This window comes from Sulfuriroseicoccus oceanibius (assembly GCF_010681825.2).
In the GTDB taxonomy this organism is placed as follows: Bacteria; Verrucomicrobiota; Verrucomicrobiia; order Verrucomicrobiales; family SLCJ01; genus Sulfuriroseicoccus; species Sulfuriroseicoccus oceanibius.
This window is the reverse complement of record NZ_CP066776.1, coordinates 284,022-299,294: the sequence shown is the minus strand read 5'-3', so window position 1 is coordinate 299,294 and position 15,273 is coordinate 284,022. Positions and strand designations below refer to the sequence as shown.

The window sequence follows — 15,273 nt, the reverse complement described above, 5'->3', positions numbered from 1 at the left end:
TTGCGCATCTCCAATCTTGACCGCGGCGGGTGAACGACAGAGCGTGGGCGCATGTCAGATTCTTGCTACGATCGATTGTGTGCGTTGGACCGTGAGGTGGCTCCGTTGGGGCAGGCGATGGCGGTGATGGGGTGGGACCAGGAAGTGAACCTGCCACCCAAAGGGTTGGCGGCCCGTGCGTCGGCGCTGGCTGCATTGGCGGGTGAGTCGCATCGTCGGCTGTCCGCGCCCGAGGTCGGCGAGTGGCTGGCTGGTGCCGAGGCGGAGGGTGCCAACGACGAGGTGGCTGCGGCCAACCTGCGGCTGTGGCGCGAGGGGTATGATCGCAGAACCAAGTTGCCGCAGTCGTTTGTCGAGGAGAAGTCCAAGGTATCGAGCGAGGCGAAGATGGCGTGGGCAGGGGCGCGCAAGGCGTCGGACTTTGCGTTGTTCGCCCCATTGCTGGAGAAGCAGGTCGAGCTTGCTCGGCGTCAGTCGGACTATTTGGGTTATGACGACCATCCGTACGATGCGTTGATTAATTTGTACGAGCGGGGGATGACGACGGCGAAGTTGCGTTCCTTGTTTGGCTCGTTCCGTGCAGAGTTGGCGGAGATTGCAGCGGAGGCGGTCGAGCGGACGAAAGCGAACCCGTCACGTGAATTCACCGGATCGTTCCCGGTGGAGGCGCAACAACAGTTCAACCGGGAGGTGGCGGAGTCGATCGGCTTCGACTTCGAGGCCGGGCGGATCGACACGACGACGCATCCATTCTGCAGTGGCAACGCACCGGGCGACACGCGTTTGACCACGCGGTATTATGACCATGACTTTTCGGCATCGTGCTTCGGTGTGTTGCACGAGGCGGGTCATGGGTTGTACGACCAAGGGTTGCCGGCCGAGCACTACCCGCATCCGGCGTATGAGTCGGTGTCGTTGGGGATCCACGAGTCGCAGTCGCGGATGTGGGAGAACCACGTGGGCCGCGGCCTCGCGTTCTGGCAGCGTTGGACCCAGCGGGCTGGGGAGTTGTTCCCTCAGTTGGCAGGCTGGACGCCGGAGGAAATGGTGGCGGCGGTGAACCGTGCGAACTTCAGTTTCATCCGGGTGGATGCCGATGAGGCGACTTACGACCTGCACATCGCGCTGCGGTTTGAGATCGAGCAGGCGTTGGTGAGCGGTGAACTGGAGGTCAAAGATGTGCCGGCCGCGTGGAATTCCGCGTTCAAGCAGAGCTTCGGTCTGGAGGTTCCCGACGACTCCAAGGGCTGCCTGCAGGATATCCATTGGGCGATGGGTGGGATCGGATATTTCCCGACCTACACGCTGGGGAACCTGGCATCGGCCCAGCTGATGGAAGCGGCGATGCAGGATGAATCGGTGGCATCAGGCTATCATGCGGGGGATACCTTGCCGTTGCTCGCGTGGATGCGCGAGAGGGTGCATCGTCACGGCAGTATTCTGACGCCGGATGAGATCATCCAAAAGGCGACCGGCAAGGAATTGTCTCCCGATGCGTTCCTGGGTCACCTGCGCACGCGGTTCCTGGGGTAGAGTGGTCGCTGCGCTCCGCAGGTTGGATGTCGACAGGAATGTCGACCCACCAGCGAATGAGAGAGCGAAGCGCTGGAGGGATGATCCCGCAGACGGGAGTCACACATGATGCCGTGGCTCCCGTCTGTGCGATGCCGACTTGGGTCAAAGCTCAGAGTCAGCGTTGCTCCACTCCTGCCGAAGGCAAATCTTGCTAATCGGTGCAATCGGTGGAAGAAAAACAGCTGCTCCGGCGAAGCCGCTAGATCTCTTCCTGCGACTGGAACTGCAGGTCGTAGAGGCGCTTGTACTCAGGGCAACGTTCGACCAACACCGCGTGCGGCGCGATGTCGAGGATCTTGGAGTCCTTCATCATCACGATCTGGTCGGCGTTGAGGATGGTCGACAAGCGGTGGGCGATGGCGATGACCGTGCGGTCCTGGGACAACTTGTCGATCGCATCGTGAATGTGCGCTTCACTCTTGGAGTCGAGCGCCGAGGTGGCTTCGTCGAGGAGGAGGATCGGTGCGCTGCGGACGAATGCGCGGGCGATGGTGAGTCGCTGTTGCTGGCCGCCGGAGAGGTTTCCGCCTTTGTCGCCGATGACGGTGTCGTAGCCCTTGTCCTGGGCGAGGATGAACTCGTGAGCGTGGGCCTGCTCCGCGGCGCGGTAGATGTCTTCCTTGGTGGCGTCCAGATTGCCGTAGCGGATGTTGTTGTAGATGGTGTCGTGGAAGAGGAAAGTATCCTGGTTCACGATGCCGATGTTATCGCGCAGCGACTGCTGGGAGTAATCGCGGATGTCCACGCCGTCGATGAGGATGGCGCCTTGCTTCGGATCGTAGAAGCGCAGCAGGAGGCTGAACAAAGTGGACTTGCCGGAGCCGGACTCGCCGACCAGCGCGTAGCTCTTGCCTTGTTCGACCTTGAAGTTGATGCCCTGCACCGCCGGGGTGTCTTTGACGTAGTTGAACGCGACGTCTTTGAACTCGATCTCGCCCTTGCAGTTCTTGAGTTCGATGGCGTTTTCCTTGTCGTCGATATCGAGTGGTTTGTCGATGATGCTGAAGACCTTGGTCGTGGCGACGAGGGTCTTTTGCACCATGATCTGCAACTGTGAGAGCGCCTTCACGTGCGGGTAGATCCCGATCAGCGCCGCGTACAAGACGAGGAACTTCGAGGCCGGCATGTCAGTGGCCCAGGCGTAGGCCAGACCGGCGCCGATACCGAAGGACGCCACGGTTTCCACCATCGGCGCGACGATGATGATGGCCTTGCGCCAGCGCATGATGAGCTGCATCAGCAACTTACTCGCGCTGTTGAAGCGATTGCTTTCGTAGTCTTCGCGGGCGTGGGATTTCACCACGCGGATCCCGGCGAACGCTTCCTGCATGGTGACCATGATGGCACCGGCCTCCTCTTCTTCGCGGCCACCGGCTTTGCGGACCTTCTTGCTGATCTGGACCACGGGAACCATGCACAGCGGGAAGACAAACAGCGCACAGACGGCGAAGATCCAATCGAGAAAGAAGAGGGCAATCACCATGGACAAGATGGAAATCGGGTGCTTGACCAGGTTGGCAGCCAAGTCACTGCCGGTCGATGCCGCCATGCGGGTTTGGTTGAAGACGGTTTGAATCAGTTCACCGGTCTTCTGCTTCGAGTAGAACTGCAGCGACTGGCTCATCAGGCGGTTGAAGCAGGTCGAGCGCAGATCGTAGAGCACTTTTTGGCCGACCCATAGCATGCAGTACTGGTTGACGTAATTGAGCAGGCCGCGGATGGCGATGAGCACGGGAATGAACCCGCAAACGCCGATGACCACCCAGAATGCCTGATCATCGTTGAGGTTGACCTCGGGGAGGGGGATCTTTTTGTTGATGATCGGGATCTCGGGAGCCTCCAACTGGCGCGGTTTGTCGGGGTCGCCGGGGAGGACGGTCTCGAAGACGAACTTCATCCCGAAGATCATGGCCGCGTTGTAGAGGCCGAAGAGCACGCCGAAGAAGATTCCGATGAAGAAGCGGAGTTTGTACGGTTTTACGTACTCATAGAGCCGCTTCACAGGTGCTCCGGCTTCCTTGAGGAACTCCTTGGTGCTGAGTTTCGAGACCTCTTTGCGCGTGAGTTTGCGCATTGGGGCGTTGGGTTGTGGCGATTTGGCCATGGGAATCTGGATCGGGATGGGAAAATCAAGCACCCCGCGTGGATTCGCGGGGTGGGGAATAGGGCGGGCAATTGCTTACCCAAGGAAGTAACGCTCCCAGTCAGGTGGCATGGTGGTGCCTTCGATGCCGGATTCGATGCGTCCTTCGTTCTCCGGCAGGAATGTGGTGGACGTGCCGTAGACCATGATCAGGTCCTTGGTGCTGAGGCTTTGCAGCGAGTGGGCGACTCCGGCAGGGATCACGACACCGGCGTTGTTGTCGCCTGGTTTGTCGTCGCCTTCGATGACAAAGCGCATTTTGCGGCGTGGCATGCCGGCGCGTTCGTCGACGAGGAACATTTCGCAAATGCCTTGTGGGAAGAACATGGCATCCCACTGCTCATTGGCGTACGGGCGCAGGCTGTAGTTTTCAGGCTCTTCGACGAAAAGCTTCTGGAACCAGGCCTCCGGATCCTGGTCGTCGGCGATGAATGGCGGATGGATGTGGAAGCCCTTGGCGGACTCCGCGTTCATCAATGCGGTGGCCCACTGCTTCGGCCACATGCCGATCTCGGCGAGTTTGCCGTCGGTTTCGCGGGCGAACTCGGCGAAGTGACCGCGTTGTTTTTGCTGGAACACACGGCGGGAGAAGACTTCGACACCAGGGATCCACCAGTCTGGCTTGTCGCTGCCGCCGCCGTCTGCTGCGATCAATTCCGAGGCATTCACGCCGGAGGTGCTGACCCGTTCTTCGACAGGAGCTTTTGAGTAATCGCGGGTTTCGAGTTGTTGGCGTGCTTCGGCTCGGAGGCCTTTCCAGAGGTCGGTGCTCATCGTGGAAACGGATAGCCCAGCGATGGGGTGATGTAAACCGTAAGGACGACGGGGAGGCGGAGTCGGCTGGATTGGTTCTCGTTGCGCGGCGTCGTGTCCGGTATCTGGTTGGTAAACCCAGCCATTGAGTGGCGCTGTGATTCCCCCTCATTCTGTCTTGGCATTGATCGCTGTTTGAGTGATCGTGCCGCCATGCAGCAAAAAGGCATCATTCTCGCAGGGGGAGCTGGCACACGGCTCGACCCATTGACCCGCGTCGCGTGCAAGCAGCTCTTGCCGATTTACGACAAGCCGATGATCTACTATCCATTGGCGACGTTGATGTTGGGCGGGATCCGCGAGATCTTGATTATTTCGACTCCGAAGGATTTGCCTCAGATCGAGGAAATTCTTGGGGATGGATCGCAGTTGGGCATCCGCATTGAGTATGCCGAGCAGGCGAAGCCGGAGGGGATTGCCCAGGCATTCCTGATTGCCGAGGAGTTCTTGGCTGGATCCGGAGCGACGCTCATTTTGGGCGACAACATTTTCTACGGTAAGCTCGACTTCTTCCGCCGTGCGATCGAAGGCGTGAACCAAGACGGCGGTGCCTGTGTCTTTGGTTACCACGTGCGCGATCCTGAGCGATTCGGTGTGGTGGAGTTCGACAAAGACGGCAAGGTGCTCTCGATCGAGGAAAAACCTGCCGAACCGAAGAGCTCGTACGCGGTGCCTGGTCTCTACGTTTACGACGGGTCGGTCGTGGCCCGTACCAAGGCGCTCGAGCCATCTGCTCGCGGTGAGCTGGAGATTACCGATTTGAACAACGCTTACCTTAGCGATGGCGAACTGAAGGTGGAATTGCTGGGCCGCGGCATCGCGTGGCTCGACACCGGAACCCCGGGCAGCCTGCTCGAAGCCGGCCACTACATTGCGACCATCGAGCGTCAGCAGAGTTATAAGGTGGCGTGTCTGGAGGAAGTTGCCTTCAACATGGGCTTCATCGACCTGGCTCAGCTCGAAGAGCTCATCGGCGAAACGCGCAACCCGTACAACAAAGAGTACCTCGAAATGGTGCGCGACGAACAGGTCGGGCACTAAGGACTCGGTGAGATCTTACGAAAAAGGCGGCATCCTCCGGGGTGTCGCCTTTTTTGATGGGTTTGATTGGCGGCTGAACTTTGCAGCGGGGTAAGCCGTCCCTTCGGGACGCGTTTTTCTTTGATCTGGTTCCGGAGGTTGAAACCTCCGGCTAACGCTGTAATGCGTCGCTTCGCGACGGCCTCTTGGAGGTGACTGAGGGGAATGGCACTAACCTAGCCCCCAACGCCGCGCTGAAAGCGCGTCTCATACCAGTCTGGGGTCAGCGAGCCTCAGGCGAGCGCCCCCCCAGGTAACTCCGCCCGCCCTTCCTTGGCCGAGCGTACGATGCCGCCAAGGCGCAGCTCCCTCACGATGGCCGATCAAGACACTGCGACGCACCCTAAGTTGGCGCCATTCCTGGCTGAGGGCATTCGATGGCTGCCTGAAGGGGCGGCGATTGGAGGGTGTTTATCCTGCAGCGCCGCGATCCGGGGCAAAAGGATGTCGTAATCAATACTCAGGGTAGAGGCCGACTTCGTCGACGGGGTCCTTGGCGAAGGGCTTCTTCTCGTTGTCGACTGGGATGAGTCCAGGGATATCGACGAGGACTTCTGCGTCTTCACCCGCAGGAAGGACGACGCGTTCGCTCTGGACCACTTCTTGAGGCTGTGGATCTGGCTCGTCGGCAGGTGCTTCATCGGCTGCAGGCTTTGGCTGGGCGACTGCGACTTTTGGTTTTTCCTGCTTTGGTTTGGCCCCGGCGGTCTGTGTGCGCTTTGGTTTGGCCGCTGGCTTGGTGACCGGTTGAGCTGTGGCGTTCTCGATGGGCTGGGCCGCTGCGGGCTCCTGCTTGTCCGTCGATACGGCGACTTCCGAGGGCTCCGGCTTTTTGACGTAGATGGCGCGGGTCAGGTAGCGGGGCTTTGCCGTCTCTTGTGCGGCGCGGCGTTCCTGTTCCCGCATTTGCCGGATTTTGTGTGCGGCGGCGCGTTCTTCATCGGTCAGGTCGCGGTCCTCGGGGGGGAGGTCGGCCTCGTTGATGCCTTGTTCTTCCAGATCGTAGATCAGGGAATAGCGTTCGAGAGCCTCGTTCTTTTGTTTTACATCGGCGCTCTGCATCACCTTGCAACTGGTGAGCGAACAGGCCGTCAGGACGAGGGCTCCTGCGGTGAGAAGATGGGAGATTGAAAACTTACGCATGGGCGGGGATCGCGGTGCAGGTGGGAACTGATTCCAGAAAATGGCAGCGGGATCAATCCTAGTGGGCAGGATTTGCAAATTTGCGTTCGCATCGCAGGTCGGAGCTGCTCGCCGGGCGAGTTGACTATAGTCCGGTGCTGGGCAGGGTGAGCCGACCCTTTGTTGATCCGATGCCCGTCTCCCCCGATCTTGATTTGCCCGAAGATGGCGTGGTGCGGATTCTGTCCGACCTGCATCTCGGGCACCCCGGGTCGATCTGCCGGTCGGTGGACGAATTCCGCCCGCTGATGGAGGGCGTCACCACCTTGGTACTGAATGGGGACACAACCGAGGATTGCTCTTCTCAGTTGGCCTCGGAATCGCTGAAACAGTACGATGCTCTGATCCAGATGACGGGGGCGTGCGGCGTGGCCGTGGTGCGCACGCGAGGCAACCACGATCCCGATGCCGAGCCTGTTGGCTGTTTGTGGGCAGCTGGGCGCAAGGTGTTGGTGACACACGGGGATGTGTGTTTTCCATATGGTTCGCCGTGGAGTGGTGGGCTCGAGCGGGCACGGCCTGCGCTGGAGCGAGTAGCGTGCGAGCATGGCGAGGTGAAGACACTCGACCAGCGACTGGCGTTGGCGCGGGACTGGGCTGGCTGTTTTCATCCTCCCGTACGCAAGGTGACTTCGCGTGTGAATGGATTGATCCGCGTGTTGTTGCGTGCGTTTTGGCCACCGAGCGCCGCGTGGCGGTTGATTTCCACGCGGATGGCTGCGTTGGGCTATGTGGACCGTTTCCTCGACGAGTACGCGCCGGATGTGCGGGTAATGGTTTTCGGGCACATTCATCGGGCGGGTGTGTGGTCGGGGCGACGCGGCGGCCGGACGTTGATCAATACGGGTGCCTTTCAGCCGTTGGCGGGGCGCGTGGCTTGCGATTTGGATGTTGAAGGGATCACGGTGCGCAAGATCGTGCGCGGCAAGGATGGGCGCTGGGTGACGGCGGGGCGTGTGTGGCATGCGTCGTGGGAGAGTCTCGGGGCGTGACGCGACGGCCACGGCCGAGCGTATGTTGCGGCGTGCCGAGCCGAGTGAGCCCTTGACCCGGTGGGGCATCAGGGGAATGATGCGGCTCCCGATGACCCTGCGGCGACCGGTTGGCAGGGAAGGGAGAACCCAACGCAGCACTACGATTATGTCTTCTCAGTTCGGCACACTCTTTCGCATCTCCACATTTGGTGAGTCCCACGGTGGTGGGGTTGGCGTGGTGATTGACGGTTGTCCTTCCGGCATTGCGCTGAGCGAAGCGGACATTCAGGTGGATTTGGACCGCCGCCGCCCAGGGCAAAGTGAGATCACCACACCACGCAACGAGGCGGATGAGGCGGAGATTTTGTCGGGCGTCTACGATGGGCTGACCACCGGCACTCCGATTGCCGTGATCGTGCGCAACAAAGATCACCGTCCGTCGGCCTACGACGAGATGGCCAAGAAGTACCGTCCGTCGCACGCGGACTACACCTACGATGCCAAGTACGGACGCCGGAACCCGAATGGAGGTGGCCGTGCGTCGGCACGTGAAACGATCGGCCGCGTGGCAGCCGCCGCGGTGGCGAAGAAGGTGCTGGCCACGATTGCGCCGGAGATTGAAATTTTGCCGTGGGTGGCGTCCATCCGCGACCTTAACGCGAACGTCGATCCGGCTACGGTTACGTTTGAGCAGATCGAGTCCAACATCGTGCGTACCGGTGATCCGGAGATGGTGGATGCCATGATCGATGCTGTGAAAGCGGCACGTGCCGACGGCAACTCGCTCGGTGGCACCATCGAGTGCGTCGTGCGCGGCGTGCCAGCCGGATGGGGTGAGCCGGTTTTCGACCGCATCGAAGCGGACCTGGCGAAGGGGATGCTTTCCTTGCCTGCGACCAAAGGGTTTGAGATCGGCTCCGGCTTCGCCGGGACGTTGCTCACCGGCCGCGAGCACAACGACCCATTCCGTCTCGATGAGGACGGCAAGGTCGTCACCACCAGCAACCGCTCCGGTGGGGTGCAGGGCGGGATCACCAATGGCATGCCGATTGAGTTCCGTGTCGCGTTCAAGCCAACGGCGACCATCATGACCAGTCAGGAGACGGTCGACAACGAAGGCCAGGAAACCGAGCTCAAGGGCAAAGGTCGCCACGATCCATGCGTGCTGCCACGCGCAGTGCCTCTCGTCGAGGCCATGACCGCGCTTGTGCTGTGCGACCACGCGATGCGCCAGCGCGGCCAGCAGGGCTAAGGGGACGCGCTTTTGTGATCCGCAGATGACGTCGATTCTGCGGATGGAGTTGCGCCCCTCGATGACTGAGATCCCCTTTCCCTCCGCCGGAGCTGGAGGCTCTTTGCGTCTCTGCGTGAGCCTCTCCCATTGTCGGCAGGAATGCCGACCCACCAGCGCTGCGCGTGCCTGATTCTGAGAGGGCAGGTTTCTCTGAGTACGACGTTTGACCGGCGGTGCCTTACCCGAAGGAGTGACGGCGTCGATCATCTACGGCAGGAGTGCCGTAGCTCCAGCGGGGAATGGAGGTCGTGCGGTTGATGTGATTCTCTGCGACCAACGATTTGGCTCTCAATCCTCCCCATCCTGTAATCTGCGGAAAGAAAACGCGATCTGAGATGACCGGTGCAACCTACCCCACCGCCGGAGCTGGAGGCTCTTTGCGTCTTCGCGTGAGCCTCTCCCATTGTCGGCAGGAATGCTGACCCACCAGCGCTGCGCGTGCCTGATTCTGAGAGGGCAGGTTTCTCTGAGTACGACGTTTGACCGGCGGTGCCTTACCCGAGGGAGTGACGGCGTCGATCATCTACGGCAGGAGTGCCGTAGCTCCAGCGGGGAATGGAGGTCGTGCGGTTGATGTGATTCTCTGCGACCAACGATTTGGCTCTCAATCCTCCCCATCCTGTGATCTGCGGAAAAAAGCGCGATCGGAGATGACCGATGCAATCTACCCCTCCGCCGGAGCTGGAGGCCCTCTGCGTCTTTGCGTCTCTGCGTGAGTATTCCGCAGTGACCGCCCGCATTCGCTGTGCTCGGTTCGCGATATTCGGGGGGATCTATCGGATCCGCTGAGCGTCAGAGTACGTAAATTTTGTGACGCGCTCTTTGATTATTGGCGCTTGTTGATTCGCGAAATTACCGTCATCATAATCAGTCCTTGGTTTCGCTTCGGTAGCAGCCCGGATAAACTTTTAAACCCACCTCTTGTATGAAGTATCTCAAGTCGCTCGCAGTAGTCGCGGCATCCAGCGTGATGTCGCTTTCGTTTGTCAGTTGTGAAACCGCTCAGGGCACGGGAACTGCCGTGGGAGCTGGTACCGGTGCCGCTCTTGGTGCGGTGATCGGCAACAACATGGGCTCCGGTCACTCCGCCACGGGCGCGCTCATCGGTGCGGGCCTCGGCGGCCTCGTCGGTAACCAAATGGGCGCCACCCGCGACCGCGCCAACGCCGCCCAGGCCGAGGCATCGCGCGCCAACACCCAGGTGGTCACCATTCGCAACAGCAACGGTAGTTATGAAAACATCACGCTGCGTCGTGTGCAGGGCAATGTATGGGCCGGACCTCGTGGTGAGCAGTACCACGGCATCCCAAGCGCCCGCCAACTCGCGGACATGTACGCACGTTAATCCTGCATAGCGCGCATAAGAGCTTGCCACGTAGGCTAATAAATCGCATTGATCCCGCCCCGGCAATTCACCGCCGAGGCGGGATTTCTCTTGCCGGGTGGCGGATGCAATCGCATCAAAGGCAGGGTTGCCAAGTACCGGATCCCCGCTCACATTAGCCATTCGTATTTTCAACCACACGACGCACTGACATGATCATCAAGCCAAAGACCCGTGGATTCATCTGCACCACCGCGCACCCGGACGGATGTGCCGCCAACGTGCAGGAACAAATCGATTACGTGAAGTCCCAGCCCGCCTTGGAGGATGGACCGAAGCGAGTCTTGGTGATCGGGTCGTCGACTGGCTACGGACTTGCTTCGCGCATCGTGCCGGCATTCGGCTCCGGTGCATCGACGGTTGGTGTGTTCTTCGAAAAGGAAGGCACCGAGCGCAAGACTGGAACCGCCGGTTGGTACAACGCGGTGGCCTTTGAAAAAGCAGCCCACGAGGCAGGTCTCTACTCGAAGAGCTTCAACGGCGACGCCTTCTCTCACGAGATGAAGAAGAAGGTGATCGACACCATCAAAGAAGACCTCGGCCAGGTCGACATGGTGATCTACTCGTTGGCTTCTCCTCGCCGCAACGATCCGGACACAGGCGAAGCTTACCGCTCGGTGCTCAAGCCAATCGGCCAGACTTACACCAACAAGAACCTCAACACCGACCTCGCTCAGATCGAAGAGGTCACCATCGAGCCAGCCAGCCAGGATGAGATCGACCAGACCGTGAAGGTCATGGGCGGCGAAGATTGGCAGCTTTGGATCGACGCCATGGAAGAAGCCGGCGTGCTTGCCGATGGCTTCAAGACCGTGGCCTACTCGTACATTGGGCCTGAGCTGACTTGGGCGGTGTACACGGAAGGCACCATCGGTCGCGCCAAACTCCATCTCGAAGAGACCGCCAAGAACATGAACGAGCGCTTCGGTGCCGGTACTTCGGTGGTTTCAGTGAACAAAGCACTCGTCACCCAGGCGAGCTCGGCCATCCCTGTGGTGCCGCTTTACATCTCGCTCCTCTACAAGGTGATGAAGGAGAAGGGTACGCACGAGGGCTGCATCGAGCAGATCCAGCGTTTGTTCGCCGATCACTTCACAGCTGAAAACGGACCGACCCTCGACGAAAAGGGCCGCATCCGCATCGACGACTGGGAAATGTCCGACGACATCCAGGCGCACATCAACGACGTGTGGGAGTCGGTGACCACCGAGAACCTGACCGAGATCTCGGATTTCGACGGTTATCAGACCGAGTTCCTCCGTTTGTTCGGATTCGGCCTTGAGGGCGTCGACTACGAAGCCGACACCGATCCGGTGCGCGAGCTTCCATCGGCCTAAGCGCTGACGGTTGAAATTCATAAATTAGAAGCCGCTCCTGTGATGGGAGCGGCTTTTTTTGTCGGAGTGGTCGGCTGTAGGCGGTGGGAGATACTCACGCGGAGACGCGGAGACGCAGAGGGCTTTGAGCTCCGGCGGCGGTGAAGGAGGCAACGAGCACCACAGGTCGCGTTTTTTCCGCAGATTGCAGGATGGATGGGATTGAGGTCTGACGACTTATTCGTTGGTTGTAGAGAACAACGAGAACCGCACGAATAACAATCCCCGATGGAGCTACGGCACTCCTGCCGTAGGACTGGGGACACCGTCACGAGTGCAGCGCTGGAGGGACGGCATTCCTGTCGTCGTTGGGAAATGCTCACGCAGAGACGCGAAGACGCGGAGGGCGTCCAGCTCCGGCGGTGGGGAAGGGGAGCGTCGAGCATCACAGGTCGCGTTTTTTCCGCAGATGATAGGATTGGGAGGATTGAGTTGTTTAGAGTTCGTTGCTCGCTCGTGGGAGATAACGTGGGGCTGAAATGAGGAGAGTGGTCGCTGCGCTCCTTGGTAGTGTGCCAAAGCTTCTGCAAAAAGGGTCATGATGATTGATTAGGTTTTTAACAAAACAAGAACCCCTAATCGTCACACCATGACCCCACGACCAGATAAGACCACAACGCCGCAGTTGAAAAGTATTCTTGCCGAGCAGGAAGATTTTCTGAGGCCCTTGGTTCAGAAATTGATGCAGGAGATGCTCGAAGAAGAAATGAACGAGACACTCCAGGCGGTAAAATCAGAACGCAGCGACAGACGCCGAGGTTATCGCAGCGGCAGTTATCAACGCAGTCTCCTGACACGGGTAGGAAGGATCGAGCTGCGCGTTCCTCAAGATCGCGACGGACTCTTCAGCACCGAGATCTTCGATCGCTATCAACGCAGCGAGAAGGCTTTGGTAAGCACCCTGATCGAAATGTACGTGCAGGGCGTCTCGACACGTAAAGTCGCGCAGATCACCGAGGAGCTCTGTGGTCACCGAGTTAGCGCCAGTGTGGTAAGCAGGCTGAACAAAACGTTGGATGAAGAGCTTGAGAACTTCGCCCGACGCAAGCTCAGCCATGCCTATCCCTATCTCATCCTGGATGCCCGGTACGAAAAGGTTCGGGAGAACGGCGTGGTGCGCAGCCAGGCTGTGTTGATCGCCATTGGCATCAGTTGGGATGGGCGACGGGAGGTCCTTGCGACCGAGCTCGATCAAAGGGAAAGCGGAAGCAGCTGGAAGAACTTCCTACTTCAACTCAAGCAACGCGGACTGACGGGTGTTGAGTTCTGCGTGACTGATAACCATGCCGGCCTGCGACGAGCTATCAGCGAAGTGCTTCCCGAGGCGCTATGGCAACGCTGCTACGTCCACTTCCTTCGCAACGCTCTTGATCATCTACCTCGCAAGCATGACGACGACTGCTGCACTGAGCTGCGCTGGATCTATGACCGTCGAGACATCAATGAAGCGCGTCAGGATCTGCGGGCATGGTTGGCGAAGTGGGGAGGCAAATACCACAAGCTCTGTGACTGGGTCGAAAGTGAGATCGAAGAAACGCTTACCTTTTATCGACTTCCCAGAGAGCATCACAAGCATCTCAAAAGTACGAATATGCTCGAGCGACTCAATGAGGAGATTAAGCGTCGTACGCACATTATCCGAACCTTCCCCAACAAGGCTGCAGCCCAACGTTTAATCCGGGCTGTCACGCATCAAGTCCATGAGCAGTGGATCGATCAACACCGCTACCTGAACATGGATCACCTCAAAGAAGCCCAAAAGCTCAGCCTTACTTCAAATCAAACGTCCGCAGCCTGATCATCATCCTTCAAAGCCCTTTTTGCAGAACTTGACGTACATAACCCGCTCCTTTGTTTTTGGTGGCCGGATGGGAAACCTGCGGTCCGAGGGGCCGCACGGGAAGCGACGCGTGGGCATGCGCAGCGCTGGAGGGACGGCATTCCTGCCGTTGATGGGAAGGGCTCACGCAGAGACGCGGAGGGCTTTGAGCTCCGGCGGTGGTGAAGGGGGCAACGACCACCACAGGTCGCGTTTTCTTCCGCGAATTGCAGGATGGATGGGATGGGAAGGTCGTGGGCAGCTTGTTGGCTACCCGGACGACAATCATTGCCCGCTGTAACTGGCAAGAAAATCTGAGCAATCGGCGTCATCTGCGGTTCCCAAAAAACGATGCGCCGCTGACCGCGAGAGTGTTCGTTGGGTGCGAGCAGTTGCATCGCTAGTCCGGACGTGCTGAGATGCGGCTCCTTATGAACGATCGAAACGTCCATCTCACGCTCGGCAACCGCGGCGGATCGGTGGAGCACTACTATCATTTCCTGCTCGGCTTTTTGGTGCCGTTACTGGAGGTCCGCGACGAGCGGGACGAGACCACGTTTTTCGTGCGCAGTTGCGCGGTGATGGATCGGCTGCTGCGTGAGGTGGTGCGTGACCGAATGGTGGTGGTCGATCGCGACGTGCATCAACGCATCGGTGAGGGGATGGCGTCTATGGGTGTGGAAGGCTATGACACGCCGGTGGCGTACGATCGTGATGTCTTTCTTCGAGCCAGGCGGACGGTGGAGTCGTTGTTGCGAGGTCGGATTGAGGCGCTGCGAGCTGAGTTCGTATCCGGCTTGGCCCCCGATCGGCCCGTGATTGTCCTCATCGACCGCGAGGCTCCACATGCTTTCTATCAATCCGAGCACTGTGAGATCCGTGGGGCTGGTGCATCGAGGCGGTCCATCCCGAATGGAGCGGAGCTGGAGTCAGCGCTGGCTGCTGAGTCTTCGAATGTGCTGCGGGTGTCATTGGAAGAGCATTCGTTGGCGTGGCAGTTCGCGTTGTTTTCTTTGGCCGATGTCGTGGTCGCGCAGCATGGAGCGGCACTGGCGAATCTATTGTGGTGTCGGCCCTCGGCGGCGGTGGTGGAGATTCACCCGGATGACATGGCTCCGCAGCTTGAGGATAAAGGGTTCTTCTCGCGCTTGAGCGGGTGCTTGGGATTGACTTACGAGCAAGTGCGGCAGCACGGATCCCACGGGGCGGTGGACGCGGGCGCCGTGGTTGCTGCTGTCCGTGATGCGCTGGGGTGTTGAGCCCAACTCATTCGCACTCTGGAACTTTTAGGCTTGGCAAGATTATCACGATCTGGTGATCTTTAAGTCCTGTTGAATAAACAAACCAACAGCGCTCAACGCCGGAGGGTTAGTCAGACTAGCTCGAATGCACGGCACAGCGATCGCCAGCCTCAGGTGGTTGGCGATAGCGAGCGCGGCGCTCAAGCTCCAGCTCAGTCCTCGGGACACCGCTCAGTCGGCGTCCCGTTTTTTTGTGCCTGGTTGGACCGGTGCGCCACCTCTACCGGACCTCGAAAGCGGATGGCGTTGATGCGGGAATCTGCATCGCCGGAACTCACGACTGCCTGGATGCGGCCGTGATCTGCAACATCAGAGATCCTCACAGAACCCCC

Annotated in this window: 11 protein-coding genes; 8 read left to right on the top strand and 3 right to left on the bottom strand. The window is 59.5% G+C overall.

The features are described from left to right. Positions 1-51: 51 nt before the first annotated feature. Positions 52-1,533 carry a carboxypeptidase M32 gene (locus tag G3M56_RS01205; RefSeq protein WP_164364037.1) on the top strand — a complete coding sequence of 494 codons (1,482 nt, stop codon included), beginning with the start codon at positions 52-54 and terminating at the stop codon, positions 1,531-1,533. 241 nt (positions 1,534-1,774) lie between these two features. On the opposite strand, the gene G3M56_RS01200 is transcribed toward G3M56_RS01205, so the two are convergent. Continuing rightward, positions 1,775-3,679, bottom strand: a complete 1,905-nt coding sequence (locus G3M56_RS01200) for an ABC transporter ATP-binding protein (RefSeq protein WP_164364040.1) — start codon at positions 3,677-3,679, stop codon at positions 1,775-1,777. 75 nt (positions 3,680-3,754) lie between these two features. Continuing rightward, on the bottom strand, positions 3,755-4,492 hold the full coding sequence (locus G3M56_RS01195) for a hypothetical protein (protein ID WP_164364042.1): 738 nt from the start codon (positions 4,490-4,492) through the stop codon (positions 3,755-3,757). A gap of 192 nt (positions 4,493-4,684) precedes the next feature. Here G3M56_RS01195 and rfbA point away from each other — a divergent pair, with 192 nt between their 5' ends. Beyond that, positions 4,685-5,572: a glucose-1-phosphate thymidylyltransferase RfbA gene (gene rfbA, locus G3M56_RS01190; RefSeq protein ID WP_164364056.1), complete on the top strand. Its 888-nt coding sequence runs from the start codon at positions 4,685-4,687 to the stop codon at positions 5,570-5,572. Positions 5,573-6,064: 492 nt separating this feature from the next. On the opposite strand, the gene G3M56_RS01185 is transcribed toward rfbA, so the two are convergent. After that, on the bottom strand, positions 6,065-6,754 hold the full coding sequence (locus tag G3M56_RS01185) for a hypothetical protein (protein ID WP_164364043.1): 690 nt from the start codon (positions 6,752-6,754) through the stop codon (positions 6,065-6,067). Between the two features lie 170 nt (positions 6,755-6,924). Here G3M56_RS01185 and G3M56_RS01180 point away from each other — a divergent pair, with 170 nt between their 5' ends. The 6 genes from G3M56_RS01180 to G3M56_RS01155 all read left to right on the top strand — a co-directional run bounded on the left by G3M56_RS01180 (position 6,925) and on the right by G3M56_RS01155 (position 14,899). Then, a complete protein-coding gene (locus G3M56_RS01180) occupies positions 6,925-7,785 on the top strand; it encodes a metallophosphoesterase (protein WP_164364044.1) in 861 nt (286 codons plus the stop codon). Positions 7,786-7,933: 148 nt separating this feature from the next. Beyond that, complete coding sequence (gene aroC / locus G3M56_RS01175) at positions 7,934-9,019, top strand: chorismate synthase (protein ID WP_164364046.1); 1,086 nt, start codon at positions 7,934-7,936, stop codon at positions 9,017-9,019. A 967-nt stretch (positions 9,020-9,986) separates the two neighbouring features. Next, positions 9,987-10,406 (top strand): glycine zipper 2TM domain-containing protein, encoded by a 420-nt coding sequence (locus G3M56_RS01170; RefSeq protein WP_164364047.1) that lies wholly within the window; start codon positions 9,987-9,989, stop codon positions 10,404-10,406. 191 nt (positions 10,407-10,597) lie between these two features. Further along, positions 10,598-11,782 carry an enoyl-ACP reductase FabV gene (gene fabV, locus G3M56_RS01165; RefSeq protein WP_164364049.1) on the top strand — a complete coding sequence of 395 codons (1,185 nt, stop codon included), beginning with the start codon at positions 10,598-10,600 and terminating at the stop codon, positions 11,780-11,782. Between the two features lie 628 nt (positions 11,783-12,410). Next, a complete protein-coding gene (locus tag G3M56_RS01160) occupies positions 12,411-13,619 on the top strand; it encodes an IS256 family transposase (protein ID WP_235203492.1) in 1,209 nt (402 codons plus the stop codon). A gap of 452 nt (positions 13,620-14,071) precedes the next feature. After that, entirely contained in the window at positions 14,072-14,899 is an 828-nt protein-coding gene (locus G3M56_RS01155; RefSeq protein WP_164365447.1) for a glycosyltransferase 61 family protein, read from the top strand. Positions 14,900-15,273: the final 374 nt, after the last annotated feature.

What these genes read in the sequence shown, in the direction of transcription:
- G3M56_RS01180 (WP_164364044.1), top strand. Translation starts at nt 6,925, where the DNA reads ATGCCCGTCTCCCCCGATCTTGATTTGCCCGAAGATGGCGTGGTGCGG.
- G3M56_RS01195 (WP_164364042.1), bottom strand. Translation starts at nt 4,492, where the DNA reads ATGAGCACCGACCTCTGGAAAGGCCTCCGAGCCGAAGCACGCCAACAA.
- rfbA (WP_164364056.1), top strand. Translation starts at nt 4,685, where the DNA reads ATGCAGCAAAAAGGCATCATTCTCGCAGGGGGAGCTGGCACACGGCTC.
- G3M56_RS01185 (WP_164364043.1), bottom strand. Translation starts at nt 6,754, where the DNA reads ATGCGTAAGTTTTCAATCTCCCATCTTCTCACCGCAGGAGCCCTCGTC.
- G3M56_RS01155 (WP_164365447.1), top strand. Translation starts at nt 14,072, where the DNA reads ATGAACGATCGAAACGTCCATCTCACGCTCGGCAACCGCGGCGGATCG.
- G3M56_RS01200 (WP_164364040.1), bottom strand. Translation starts at nt 3,679, where the DNA reads ATGGCCAAATCGCCACAACCCAACGCCCCAATGCGCAAACTCACGCGC.
- aroC (WP_164364046.1), top strand. Translation starts at nt 7,934, where the DNA reads ATGTCTTCTCAGTTCGGCACACTCTTTCGCATCTCCACATTTGGTGAG.
- G3M56_RS01160 (WP_235203492.1), top strand. Translation starts at nt 12,411, where the DNA reads ATGACCCCACGACCAGATAAGACCACAACGCCGCAGTTGAAAAGTATT.
- G3M56_RS01205 (WP_164364037.1), top strand. Translation starts at nt 52, where the DNA reads ATGTCAGATTCTTGCTACGATCGATTGTGTGCGTTGGACCGTGAGGTG.
- fabV (WP_164364049.1), top strand. Translation starts at nt 10,598, where the DNA reads ATGATCATCAAGCCAAAGACCCGTGGATTCATCTGCACCACCGCGCAC.
- G3M56_RS01170 (WP_164364047.1), top strand. Translation starts at nt 9,987, where the DNA reads ATGAAGTATCTCAAGTCGCTCGCAGTAGTCGCGGCATCCAGCGTGATG.